Annotated in this window: 11 protein-coding genes; 5 read left to right on the top strand and 6 right to left on the bottom strand. The window is 72.0% G+C overall.

The window, feature by feature from the left end; genetic code table 11:
- The 5 genes from AWZ10_RS50590 to AWZ10_RS31635 form a co-directional block, all read right to left on the bottom strand.
- On the bottom strand, positions 1-141 hold a 141-nt coding region (locus AWZ10_RS50590), incomplete at its 3' end, for a hypothetical protein (protein ID WP_159058414.1).
- Positions 142-302: 161 nt separating this feature from the next.
- Entirely contained in the window at positions 303-1,421 is a 1,119-nt protein-coding gene (locus tag AWZ10_RS31650) for a substrate-binding domain-containing protein (RefSeq protein ID WP_060892676.1), read from the bottom strand.
- Between the two features lie 138 nt (positions 1,422-1,559).
- Positions 1,560-2,828 (bottom strand): ABC transporter permease, encoded by a 1,269-nt coding sequence (locus tag AWZ10_RS31645; protein ID WP_079104510.1) that lies wholly within the window; start codon positions 2,826-2,828, stop codon positions 1,560-1,562.
- Positions 2,828-4,378, bottom strand: a complete 1,551-nt coding sequence (locus tag AWZ10_RS31640) for a sugar ABC transporter ATP-binding protein (protein WP_060892675.1) — start codon at positions 4,376-4,378, stop codon at positions 2,828-2,830. Before AWZ10_RS31640 ends, AWZ10_RS31645 begins: the two co-directional genes overlap by 1 nt.
- Positions 4,379-4,570: 192 nt before the next feature.
- Positions 4,571-5,362 (bottom strand): IclR family transcriptional regulator, encoded by a 792-nt coding sequence (locus AWZ10_RS31635; protein ID WP_244172607.1) that lies wholly within the window; start codon positions 5,360-5,362, stop codon positions 4,571-4,573.
- Positions 5,363-5,554: 192 nt separating this feature from the next.
- Between AWZ10_RS31635 and AWZ10_RS31630 the strand changes: the two genes are divergently transcribed.
- From AWZ10_RS31630 to AWZ10_RS31610, 5 genes are all read left to right on the top strand, one after another.
- Positions 5,555-6,547 carry a cyclase family protein gene (locus tag AWZ10_RS31630; protein WP_060892673.1) on the top strand — a complete coding sequence of 331 codons (993 nt, stop codon included), beginning with the start codon at positions 5,555-5,557 and terminating at the stop codon, positions 6,545-6,547.
- Positions 6,547-7,614, top strand: a complete 1,068-nt coding sequence (locus AWZ10_RS31625; RefSeq protein ID WP_060892672.1) for an NAD(P)-dependent oxidoreductase — start codon at positions 6,547-6,549, stop codon at positions 7,612-7,614. Before AWZ10_RS31630 ends, AWZ10_RS31625 begins: the two co-directional genes overlap by 1 nt.
- Positions 7,611-8,573: an NAD(P)-dependent oxidoreductase gene (locus AWZ10_RS31620; protein ID WP_060892671.1), complete on the top strand. Its 963-nt coding sequence runs from the start codon at positions 7,611-7,613 to the stop codon at positions 8,571-8,573. Before AWZ10_RS31625 ends, AWZ10_RS31620 begins: the two co-directional genes overlap by 4 nt.
- Positions 8,574-8,579: 6 nt before the next feature.
- On the top strand, positions 8,580-9,476 hold the full coding sequence (gene gnd, locus AWZ10_RS31615) for a phosphogluconate dehydrogenase (NAD(+)-dependent, decarboxylating) (RefSeq protein ID WP_060892670.1): 897 nt from the start codon (positions 8,580-8,582) through the stop codon (positions 9,474-9,476).
- Between the two features lie 426 nt (positions 9,477-9,902).
- Positions 9,903-11,354, top strand: a complete 1,452-nt coding sequence (locus AWZ10_RS31610; RefSeq protein ID WP_060892669.1) for an MFS transporter — start codon at positions 9,903-9,905, stop codon at positions 11,352-11,354.
- Here AWZ10_RS31610 and AWZ10_RS31605 read toward each other — a convergent pair.
- On the bottom strand, positions 11,302-12,073 hold a 772-nt coding region (locus AWZ10_RS31605; RefSeq protein ID WP_244172606.1), incomplete at its 5' end, for an FGGY-family carbohydrate kinase. The genes AWZ10_RS31610 and AWZ10_RS31605 overlap by 53 nt on opposite strands.

The raw sequence follows: 12,073 nt of genomic DNA, 5'->3' as shown, positions 1-12,073 counted from the left end.
GGGCGCGAGGCTCATCGCCGTACCCGGATGGCCGTTGCCGACCTTCTGTACGGCGTCGGCTGCCAGGACTCGGGCCGTGTCCACGGCCCGCTGGTCCACATCGGTCCACGCGGGGGCGGAAGCGGTCGAGTGCGGATTCACGCGTGAGCTCCTGTGTCTACGGAAGGAATGTGAGGACGTGGGGAATGTGGGGACGGACGGAAGAAGAGGAGACCGGGGCCGAGGGAGCGGCCCCTCCCGCCGGGGAGGCACGGGAGGGGCGGAAGGGACGGGAAGGACGTGCCGGCGCCGGACGGGGTCGCCTACTTGCCCCAGAGCTTCCGGTACGCCTCGCGGTATCCCTCCGGGTCCCAGGAGGAGCCGCCGCCGCTGTTGGCCGCCGTGGTGATGTGTACCGGGGCGATGTAGCCGCTGGCGGGCTTGCCGGCGAAGGCGCGGTTGAACTCGTCGATGATCTGCCAGCCCTGCTCGGACAGCGGTTCCGGCACCGTGGCCGCCTGGAACTGCTTGCTGCTGATGCGCTGGAAGGCCGAGGGGTCGCCGTCGCCGGCGCCGATGCTGAACGGGGCACCGTTGCCCTGCTTGCCGCCCGCCCGCAGCGCGGGTGCCGCGTCGGCGAAGTACAGGTCGTTGATGGCCACCGAGTGCGTCCACTTGGTGCCGAAGCGGGACAGCAGCGCGGAGACCTCCTGGGGGGTACGGCTGCTGGCGTCGGCGATCGGGATGTTGGCGGTGGACAGCACCTTGGTGTCGGAGCAGGTGGCGAGTTCCTTCTCGATCAGGTCCGACTTGCCCTTGGCGAACGGGATGGAGGCATCGGTGAAGACCACCACGCCGGCCCGGCCGTTGGACTGGCTGATGACCCAGTCGGCGCTGATCTTCGCGACGTCCTCGACCTTGGTGGTGATGTTGCTGAAGAGCTTCGGGGTCTTGCTGGGCCCGGGGGTGCCGACGGCGTGCCAGCCGATGAGCGGGATACCTGCGGCGTTGGCCTGCGCGACCTGCTGTGCGGTCGACTTGGGGTCGAAGCCGGACAGGACTATGCCGTCGGGCTTCACGGCGACGGCCTGGCTGACGGCGGCCTGGATACCGGCCGGGGTGCCCTGGCCGTCGATGATCCGCGCCTTCCAGCCGATGGCCTTGGCGGCCTCCTTGACGCCTTCGGCGGCGCCCGCGACGCCGGGATTGGTCATGCTCTGGGCGACGTAGACGACCGTCTTGCCGGCGACCGCCTTGGGGCCCGTGGTCGGCCCACCCCAGGGGGCGTCGACGGCCTCGGCGCCCGCGACCGCCTTCTTCGCCTTCGCCAGGACGGCCGGACATCCGCCCTTCGAGGACTCGCCGACGGAGGTGGAGCCGGCGCTCTCGGAGCCCCGGGTGCAGCCTGCGACGGAAGCGGTGAGCACGGCCAGGGCGGCCATGGCTCTGATGGTTGCCTTGCGAGTGGGGTGGTACGACACGGCGGTGCTCCTTGAGAAAGTTGCGAAAGGCGGGAGGCGAGCAGGCGACGAGACGGGCGCGGAGGTTGTCCGCGGTCAGGGCGCGGAGGTTGTCCGCGGTCAGGGGGTGTGCGGCGCGTCGTCTTCGGACGCGGCGGTGGCGGACGGAACGGGCACGGACGAACCGATCGCGGCAGGAGCCGGCTGCTCCGTCGCGGGTTCCGTCCCGGGCGTGGACAGTGAGCGGCGGGTGGCACTGGCGCCGGCGCGCAGCCGGCGGCGGGCGGAGTAGCCGGCCAGGCCGACCGCGAGGAGCAGCGTGCCACCGTTGAACAGGGAGGTCGCCCAGAACTCGGCGCCGAGCTGCTGGATGCCGGCCAGGCCGATGGCGAGGATGGCGACGGCTACGACGGTTCCGGCGGCGTTGGCGCGGCCCGGTTTGATGGCGGTGGAGCCGAGCAGGGCGCCTACGAAGGCGGGCAGCAGGTAGTCCATGCCGACACTCGGGTTGCCGATCTGCTGCTGTGCGGCGAGCAGGACGCCCGCGAAGCCGACGACGAGTCCGGAACCGGCGAAGGCGTAGATGCCGTACCGGCGGGTGGGGATGCCGACGACGTCGGCGGCGCGGGCGTTGGAGCCGATGACATACAGGTAGCGGCCGAGCGGCAGGCGCTCCAGCAGCAGCCAGAGCACCACGGCGAGCGCGAGGACGTAGAACGCGGGGACCGGCAGGCCGAGGAACGTGGAGTCGTACAGGTCGGTGAAGGCCGGGGGCAGGCCGCCTGGGCCGGGTACGATCCGGGCGCCGTCGGTGATCCAGCCGGTGCAGGCGTACAGGAGGCTGCCGGTGCCGAGGGTGGCGATGAAGGAGTCGATCTTGGCGAACTCCACCAGCAGGCCGTTGAGTACCCCGACGATGCCGCTGCCGAGGATGACGACGACGCAGGCGATCGGCCAGGGCCAGCCGCTGTTCACGATGAGCTGCATGGCCAGGACGTGGGCGAAGCCGAGTCCGTAGCCGACGGAGAGGTCGAACTTGCCGGTGACGATGGGGATCATCGCGCCGAGGGCGAGGATCGCGGGGATCGACTGGTTGGACAGGATCGACGAGGCGTTGTTTATCGTCGGGAAGGTGTCCGGCAGGGCCAGCGCGAAGATCACGAACAGCAGGAGGGTCAGGCCGAGCAGGCCGTAGGTGCCGATGAGGTGGCCGCCGCGCAGCCGGGCGACGATGGAGCCGCTGCTCGCGTCCTTGTCGGCGCCGCCCGGGGACTGCTTGCGCGACCCGCGGGGTGTTCCCTTGCTTGCGCCGTCCCCGACGGTCCCGTCCTGCGGTGGGGTACCGCTCTGGTCGGCCCGCGGGCGGGCGGCTTCGGTCTCGGTGGCCATCAGTTGTCCGCCGTTCCGGTCAGCGCCGGCATGGCCGACGCGGCGTGGGTGAGTTCGGTGACGGTGAGGGCTTCGCCGCTGAGTTCGGCGGTCACGTGGCCCCGTACGAAGACCAGGGCGCGGTGACACACGTCGGCGACTTCCTCGAAGTCCGTGGAGATGAGGAGGACAGCGAGTCCTTGGGCGAGCGCGTCGTCGAGCAGGCGGTAGATCTCCGCCTTGGCGCCGACGTCGACTCCCGCGGTCGGCTCCTCCAGGATCACGACGCGCCTGCTGAGGCGCAGCCAGCGGCCGATCATGACCTTCTGCTGGTTGCCGCCGGAGAGGGTCGCGATGGGTGCCTCGGAGTTGGCCGGGCGTACGCCGAACCTCTCGATCAGCGCTGTCGCCTGGGCGCGCTCGCGTGACGGGCTGATCCAGCGCCACGGGGAGCGGCTGTCGGCCCGCGGGTTGGCCAGGAAGTTCTCCCTGACGGTGAGTTCGAGGGCGCAGCCCTCCTCCTGGCGGTTGCTGGTGACGAAGCCGATGCCCGCGTCGACGGCCGCGGCGGGCGAGTCGGGCCGGTAGGGCCTGCCGTCGAGCAGTGCCTCACCGTCCTGGATCGTCCGGGAACCGGCGAGGGCACGGCCGAGGTCCATGTGGCCGGCGCCGGTGAGACCGACCATGCCGAGGACCTCCCCGGCGCGCAGTTCCAGGTCGACGGGGCCCGCGCCCTCGGTGGTGACACCGGTGAGACGCAGCACGGTAGGGGCCTCGCCGGTGGGGGCCTTGGGGCCGGGCTCGGGGCGGTGGGTCTCCGCTTCGTGGCCGACGATGTCGCGCACGATGCGGTCGGGGCCGTGGTCGGCGAGGCGGCCCTCGCTGATGAGGTGACCGTCGCGCAGGACCGCGAAGCTGTCGGCGACCTGGTAGACCTCGTCGAGCCGGTGGCTGACGTAGACGATGCCGTGTCCTCGGTCGCGCAGGGTGTGCAGGACGTCGAAGAGGCGGGCGCAGTCCGCGGCGGGCAGGCTCGCGGTGGGTTCGTCGAGGACGATGAGCCGGGCCCGGGTGGAGAGGGCGCGGGCGATGGCGACGAGGGAGCGCTCGGCGCGGGTGAGGTCGGCGACCGCGGCGTCCGGGTCGAGGTGACCGGCGACGATGTCCAGCGCCTCGGTGCTGCGCTCGCGGACCTGCTTCCAGGAGACGAGCCCGGCGCGGCGCGGGTAGCCGGTGCCGAGTGCGATGTTCTCGGCGACCGTCATCCATTCGACGAGGCCGAGGTCCTGGTGGATGAAGGACATCTCCGCGGAGGCCGCCTCGGTGCCGAGCGGGTGGCCCGCGACGGTGACCTCGCCCTGGTCCGCTTTGTAGACCCCGGCGAGGACCTTGATCAGGGTCGACTTACCGGCACCGTTGTGACCCAATAGGGCGAGAACCCTGCCCGGGTGAAGGTCGAGGTCGACGTCGGCGAGGGCGAGAGTGCCGCCGAATCGCTTGCGCAGCCCCCGGATGCTTACCAGGGGCCGGTGTGGAGCTGTGTCAGCTGTGTCATCGGGAGCGTCATACACGGACTTCTCCGAAGGGATCTGCCAGCCGAGGACCATTCCATCGGCTCGACCAGAATCCTGTACAGCTACCAGCATGCTGGTCAATGGTTTTGCCGGTTTTTATTGCCTCAAAGTTACGGCGGCCGTACGGAGAGATCTCCGTACGGCCGCCGTGGATGACACCGAAGAGGGCGCGCGCAGGCCCCCCGAAACTCAGCCGCCGAGCGGCGCCCCCTGCGGAAGCATGGGGTTCGTCAGCCCCGCGGCGATGGTCCGCAGGTCCTTCAACAGGGCCTCTTGGAACTCGCCGTCGAGCCGGGCCTTGAGCACGGTGACACTGATCGCGAAGGGCGCCGAGTCCGTACGGATGCCGTTGACCGGTACGGCCAGGCAGAGGATGCCCGCCGTGGCCTCCTCGTCGTCGATCGCATAGCCGCGCTCCCGAGCCTTCGCCAGGTCGTCCATCAGGGCGGGCACGGAGGTGATGGACCGCTCACTGAGCGCGGGCAGAGTGCGACCGCGCAGCCGGTCCTCGGCCACCGCCGGGTCCAGTGTGGACAGGATGGCCTTGCCGGTGGCCGTGCAGTTGGCCGGGAAGCGGTCACCGATGTTGGCGGTCAGCCGCAACGGCTGCGTGCCGTCGTAACGCCCCAGGTAGAGGACGTCCAAGCCGTCGAGCACGGCCACCCGCGCGGTCTCCCGCGAGATGTGGGCACTGCGCCGACACAGCTCGTAGAAGTCGCGCAGCTGATCGACAGTGGCCAGGTAGCGGCCACCCAACTCGACGAGCTTGCGCCCCAGGCCGAAGCCCGAGCCGTTGCGCGCGATCATGCCGGCCGCCTCCAGCGAGGCACACAGGTTGCCCGTCGAGGACTTCGGCAGGCCCAGGGCGCGCGCGATCTCACTCACCGACAGCGGGCGCCCTTCCGCCTCGCCGAGTGCGTCGAGGATGGCCACGGCCCGCGTCACTGCGGGAACGAGACTACCCGGGTCACTTGCGCTCACCAGTAACTCCACCCATCATTCTGTTCGTCGTTCAGCATATTGGCTATTGTCTCTCGTGTGCCCCCGAACGACAATGCCGTCGACGCACGCTTTGCCGTCGAGTTTCCCGCATCCCTTCGGGACCACTCGACCGTAGCGCGCCCTCCGGGCCGGCCGACGACACCCTGCGAGCCTTGGAGCGCTGAGCAGCAGATGACCAGCAGCCCGCACGATCCATCTCCCTCCTCCCCCGGCGACCACGCCTCCGGCCCCGAACCGGACAACGGACCCGCTCTGTCCCGTGCGCAGTTCGACACGCTCTTCGACGAGCTGAGCACCTGGGGCCGCTGGGCCCCGGCCGACGCCGACCGCGGCGCCTGGAACCGGGTCACCCCCGAACACGCACGCCGCGCCACCGCCCTGGTCCGCACCGGCACCACCGTCCCGACGGCCCTGCCGTGGAACACGGCGCCCGGCCCGGACAACGGCAAGCCCGCCCTCCACTACATGTCCGACCTCGGCGACGTCGAGGCCCCCGAACCGTCCTGTCACAAGGACTTCATCGCCGTCGACTACCACGGCAAGGGTGTCAGCCACCTCGACGCGCTCTCCCACATCGCCTACCGCGGACAGCTCTACGACGGCCGCACCGCACGCGAGGTGGTCGACGCGGGCGGCGCCCGCTTCGGCGCCGTGTCCTCGCTCGGCCCCTTGGTCACCAAGGGCGTACTGATCGACATGCCCGCCGTCCTCGGCACCGACTGGCTGGAGCCCGGCCGGGCCGTGCACGCCGCGGACGTCACCGCCGCCGAGAAGACCCTCAGCATCACCATCGGCGACGGCGACGCCGTGCTGCTGCGCTCCGGCCACTTCCGGCGCCGCGCCGAACTCGGCGCCTGGAACCCGGACAACGCGAGCGCCGGCTTCCACGTGGACGCCATGCCGCTGTTCGCCGAGCGCGGGATCGCGCTGCTCGGCGGCGACGGGGACAGCGACGTACGGCCCTCCCCGGTCGAAGGGCTGCACTCCCCCGTGCACGCCCTCGCGATCACCGCCATGGGCGTGCCGCTGCTGGACAACCTCGACCTCGAAGCGCTCTCCGCCGCCTGCGCGCAGGCCGGCCGCTACGAGTTCCTGTTCGTCGTGGCCCCACTGAACGTCCCCGGCGGCACGGGCTCGCCCGTCAACCCGATCGCGGTGCTGTGATGAGCGCCGCGGGGTTCAGAGTCGGAGTCAGCCGGGACTTCCTGGACGCGGACGGCCGCAACGTGTGGGGCGACATCCGGCTCGGCGAACTCGACGCCGCCGGCGTCGACTGGCACTACCTGCCGCGCGACACCCGGGAACTGCTCGCGGCGGACGTCGACGGCCTGGACGCCGTCCTGTTCGCCGGCCCCGCCGTCACGGCGCGCACCTTCGAGGGCGCCGCCCGCCCCCCGCTCCTCTTCGCCCGGTTCGGCGTCGGCTACGACACCGTCGACCTCGACGCGTGCACCCGCAACGGCGCCCTGGTGACCATCACCCCGGACGGCGCCCGGCGCCCGGTCGCCACCGCCGCCCTCACCCTGCTGCTCGCCGTGCTCCACAACGTGACCGCCAAGGACCGGCTGGTACGGGAGGGGCGCTGGGCCGAGAAGGAACAGTGGATGGGCCTGGGGCTCACCGGCCGCCGTATCGGTCTGATCGGCCTCGGCAACACGGCCCGCGATCTGGTCGGACTGCTGCGGCCGTTCGAGGTCGACGTCGTGGCGTACGACCCCTACTGCCCGCCGGAGACCGCCGCCGGGCTCGGCGTACGGCTCGTGGACGTCGACACCGTGATGGCGCAGGCCGATGCCGTGATCGTGATGTGCGCGCTGACGGAGGAGACCCGTCATCTCGTCGACGCGCGACGGCTGTCGCTGATGAAGTCCACGGCCGTCCTCCTCAATGTGGCCCGCGGACCCATCGTGGACGAGGTCGCCCTGATCGACGCGCTGCGGGTACGGCGTATCAGGGGCGCCGGACTGGACGTGTTCGAGAGCGAACCGCCCGCCGCCGACAACCCGTTGCTGGGCATGGACCAGGTCGTGCTCAGCCCGCACGCCCTGGCGTGGACGGACGAGATGTCCGCCGGGAACGGTGGCAGCGCGGTCCGGGCCGTGCTGGAGGTGTCGGCGGGCCGCGTACCGCCCTTCGTGGTCAACCGGGATGTGGTCGAGAGCCCTCGACTGATCGGCCGTCTCGTCGAGTTGACGGCTCGTCAGAGCACTCCTGCGGGAGCCGGCACATGAGCGTCGCCGACGGCGGCGCCGGCCCCGGCACCGGCACCGGCACCGGGCAGCCCGGCCGTCCGGCGACTGTCGGCTTCCTCGGGCTCGGCGCCATGGGACTGCCCATGGCGGTGAACCTCGCCCGGGCCGGTTTCGACGTACTCGCCTGGAACCGCGGCCGGACCCCGCTGGAGACCGCCGCGGCCGCCGGCTGCCGTACCGCCGACAGCCCGGAGCAGGTAGCGGCCGCCGCACCGGTCGTCCTCACCATGCTCCCCGACCTCCCCCAGGTGATCGAGCGGCTGGACGGCCCGGACGGACTGCGCTCCGGACAGCCGGTCATGGACACCCTGGTCGTGATGGGCACCGTCTCCCCCGTCGCGGTACGCGCCCTGGCCGAGAAGCTGCGCCCGCAGGGCATCACGGTCGTCGACGCCCCCGTCAGCGGCGGCGTGAGGGGCGCCCGCGACGCCACCCTGTCGATCATGGCCGGGGGCCCGGCCGAGACGGTCGCGCAAATCCGCCCGTATCTGGAGGCGATGGGCTCGACCGTACGGCGCCTCGGGGACACCGGCTCCGGCTCCCTCGCCAAGGCCTGCAACCAACTCGTCGTCGCCGGAACCCTGGTCGCGCTGGCCGAGGCCGTCCTGCTCGGTGAACGCGGCGGCCTCGAACCCGCCGCACTGCTCGACGTACTCGCCGGCGGGCTCGCCTCCTCCGAGGTGCTCGCACAGAAACGGCACCACCTGGCGGAGGGGGATTTCACCCCGTCCGGCCCGGCCCGCTACCTCCACAAGGACCTCGGGTTCGTCCTGGACGGCGCCGCCGACGAACGCGTTGCACTGCCGCTCTCCACGACCGTTGCCGGGCTGTACGCGGCGGTCGTGGAACAGGGCCTCGGCGACCTGGACAACAGCGTCGTCCTCGGCCTGTTGCGCGGCGCCTCGCCCCACCCCACCGATCACCGCACGAAGGACTGAAGACACATGCAGATAGGAATCGTCGGACTCGGACGCATGGGCGGCAACATGGCTGCCCGCTGGCGGGACCGCGGCCACGAGGTGCTCGGCTACAGCCGCACCTCCCCCGACCGTGACGCCGACTCCCTGGAGGAACTCGTCGCGAAGCTCGCCGGACCCCGCGTGGTGTGGCTGATGCTCCCCTCGGGCGACCCGACCCGCCAGGCCCTGCGGCAGCTCGCGGAACTGCTGTCCCCCGGCGACGTGATCGTCGAGGGCGGCAACTCCCGCTTCAGCGACGACACCGAGCACGCCCGGATGCTCGCCGAGCACGGTATCGGCTACGTCGACTGCGGGGTCAGCGGCGGCGTCTGGGGCCGGGAGAACGGCTACGCCGTGATGTGTGGCGGCCAGGACGAGCACGTCGAGCGCGTCTGGCCACTGCTGGAGTCGCTCGCCCCCGACCGGGACGGGCTGTGCCACGCGGGCCCGGTCGGCGCCGGGCACTACGCCAAGATGGTCCACAACGGCATCGAGTACGGCATGATGCAGGCGCTCGCCGAGGGCTACGAACTGCTGGAGGCCAGCGAGTACGTGCCCGACGTGCCCAAGGTGCTCGCCTCCTGGCGGCACGGCACGGTCGTCCGCTCCTGGCTCCTCGACCTCCTGGTGCGGGCCCTGGACGAGGACCCGGGCCTGGCCACTCTCTCCGGCCGCGTCGACGACTCGGGCGAGGGCCGCTGGACGGTCGAGGAGGCGGTACGCCTTTCCGTGTCCGCCCCCGCCATGACCGCCGCCCTCTTCGCCCGCTTCGCCTCCCGCAAGCCGGATGCGGACCAGCTCAAGGCCCTCGCGGCGATGCGCCGGCAGTTCGGCGGCCACGCGGTGCACGCCACCGCCGGGGGCGGGGCTGCGCAGGGCTGACCGACCCTGCCGTGCCCCACCGGGGACCCGCACCATGTCGGGAACCGACGAAGGCCGTACGGCAGCGGTACGGCAGCCATACGCACTGCAGGTGGTCGACGTCCCCGGACGACGGCCCCCGAAGAAGCGAGTGCCAGGCACCACGCGCTCACGCCGGGGCCCTCGAGTCGCCCCGGTACGCGGTCGCGGCCCCGCCCCTCCCCTCCCCGGATACCCCCGAGGTCGCCGGGAAAGGCGGGAACAGCCCTCCACCGGGGTCCCCCACCAGCTGACGACCACCACGGCCTGCGGCGGTGACACCACAGCCGTCGTCCTTCCCGGGCAGATCCAGGACAGCGGTCCGCCGACGCCGATGCCCGTGCCCACCGGCACCGGCACCGGCACCGGCGGGCCATCGTCGGGACAACACAGTACGGAGAGGCAGCGGTGAGTAGCGGGGACGGCCCGAAGGGCTCAGAAGCGGGCCGGGGACTGGCTCTGCTGGTCGCCGGGGCGTTCTTCATGGAGAACCTGGACGGCACGATCATCTCGACAGCCGCCCCCGACATGGCCGCGTCCTTCGAGGTACGACCGGCCGACATCGGCGTCGCCATGACGGCGTATTTCGTCGCGCTGGCCGTGTTCATCCCGGTGAGCGGCTGGGCCGCCGACCGCTACGGCGCCCGCCGGGTCTTCGTCTGGGCGATCGCCGTGTTCACTCTCGCCTCGGCGCTCTGCGCGGCGGCGGACGGGCTTCCCGAGCTGGTGGTGATGCGCGTCGCGCAGGGCATCGGCGGGGCGATGATGGTTCCCGTCGGCAGGCTGGCGGTGCTGCGCTCCACCGGGAAGCCGGATCTGCTGCGGGCGATCGCCTGGCTGACCTGGCCCGGGCTGCTGGCCCCGGTCCTCGCACCGGCGCTGGGCGGGCTGGTCACGACGTACGCCTCATGGCACTGGATCTTCCTGGTGAACGTGCCGCTGGGCGTGCTGGCGCTGCCGCTCGCCCAGCGGCTCGTCCCCGATCTCCGGCGGACGGAACGCACCCGTCTCGACTGGGTGGGCTTCGGGGCCGGCGGCGCCGGGCTGGCGGCCGTGGTGCTGGGGCTGGAGCGGTTCGGGGATGTGCCCGCCGCCTGGGGCGCGGGCGCGTCCTGGTTCACCGCGGGAGTCGCTCTGTGCCTGGTGACGACACGTCACTTCCAGCTCAGCCGGAGCCCGTTGCTCGACCTCGGAGCGCTGAAGGTGGACACCTTCCGGGTGTCGAACGCGGGTGGCGCCCTGTTCCGCGCGTCGATCACCGCCGTGCCGTTCCTGCTGCCCCTGATGTTCCAGGGGGCCTTCGGCTGGAGCGCGGCCACCGCCGGGCTGGTGCTCATCGCGGTGTTCGCGGGCAACGTCGCCGTCAAACCGCTCACCACCCCGCTGCTGCGCCGCTTCGGCTTCCGTACGGTGCTGCTGGTGAACGGGGTCGCGACGGCGGTGACCTTCGTGCTGTGCGGGCTGCTCGGCCCGCACACGCCGATGACCGTCGTGGTGTCCGTGCTGTTCATGAGCGGTGTGTGCCGGTCCATCTCGCTCAGCGCGTACGCGACGATCGGCTTCGCCGACATCGAGGCGGACCGTACCGGCGGCGCCAACGCGCTCTCCAGCACGGTGCAGCAGCTCGCCGCCGGCCTCGGGGTCGCCTTCGGCGCCCTGGCGCTGCACGCGGCGGGCCCGATCGCGCCCCTGCTGGGTCTGGCCGGTCCCGCCGCCCCCTACCGGGTGGCGTTCGCGCTGCTCGCCCTGCTTCCCCTGGTCACGGTCGCGGAGGCGGCGCGACTGCGGCGGGACGCCGGCGCGGTGGTCATCGGTGCGGCCTCTGCACCTCTCGCAGGAGGTGGTACAGCTGTTCGCTGAGTCCGCGGGTCTCCGCCAGCCGTCGCGCCGCCATCGGGTCGGGGGTCACGGTGCCGTGGGCGCGGGCACCGGGCACCGGAGAGGTCAGCGAGGGCAGGGCTCCGAGTGCGTACCGGGCGAGCAGCGCCGCGCCGAAGCCCGAGCCCGCTGTGTCGTCGGTGATCTCCAGCGGCATGTCGAGCGCGGCGGCGACGATCTCCGCCCACAGAGGGGAGCGCAGGGCTCCCCCGGTGGCCCGTACCGAGGTGATCGGTGCGTCGGCGGCGAGCAACGAGTCGCGCACCAGGGCGAGTTGCTGCCCGACACCCTCGATCAAGGCCCGGGTCATGTGGGCTCTGCCGTGTCCGCGGCGCAGCCCGATCAGGGCGCCGCGCGCGTCCGGGTCCCACCAGGGTGCGCGTTCCCCGAGCAGATGCGGCAGGGCGATCAGGCCCTCGGCGCCCGGCTCCACCTGGCCCGCCTCCTTCAGCAGATCGCCCACGTCGACGCCGCCGAAGGACTCGGCGGCCCACTGGGCGACGACCCCGGCGTTACTGACCGCCCCGCCGAGTACCCACAGCCCGTCCGCGAGGTGGTAGCAGAACACCCGGCAGCGTTCGTCCACGCCGGGCCGGTCGCGTACGACACGGAGGGCGCCGCTGGTGCCGAGGGACAGCGCGGCCGTGGCCGGAGCGGTGGCCCCGACGGCGAGATTGGCCAGCGGGCCGTCCCCGGCCCCG

Source organism: Streptomyces europaeiscabiei (genome assembly GCF_001550375.1).
In the GTDB taxonomy this organism is placed as follows: Bacteria; Actinomycetota; Actinomycetes; order Streptomycetales; family Streptomycetaceae; genus Streptomyces; species Streptomyces europaeiscabiei.
This window is presented reverse-complemented; position numbering and strand designations above follow the sequence as displayed.

Bases quoted from the DNA above. Each gene is read 5' to 3' on its own strand.
- AWZ10_RS31650 (WP_060892676.1), bottom strand. From the start codon at position 1,421: ATGGCCGCCCTGGCCGTGCTCACCGCTTCCGTCGCAGGCTGCACCCGG.
- AWZ10_RS31625 (WP_060892672.1), top strand. From the start codon at position 6,547: ATGAGCGCCGCGGGGTTCAGAGTCGGAGTCAGCCGGGACTTCCTGGAC.
- AWZ10_RS31645 (WP_079104510.1), bottom strand. From the start codon at position 2,828: ATGGCCACCGAGACCGAAGCCGCCCGCCCGCGGGCCGACCAGAGCGGT.
- AWZ10_RS31620 (WP_060892671.1), top strand. From the start codon at position 7,611: ATGAGCGTCGCCGACGGCGGCGCCGGCCCCGGCACCGGCACCGGCACC.
- gnd (WP_060892670.1), top strand. From the start codon at position 8,580: ATGCAGATAGGAATCGTCGGACTCGGACGCATGGGCGGCAACATGGCT.
- AWZ10_RS31630 (WP_060892673.1), top strand. From the start codon at position 5,555: ATGACCAGCAGCCCGCACGATCCATCTCCCTCCTCCCCCGGCGACCAC.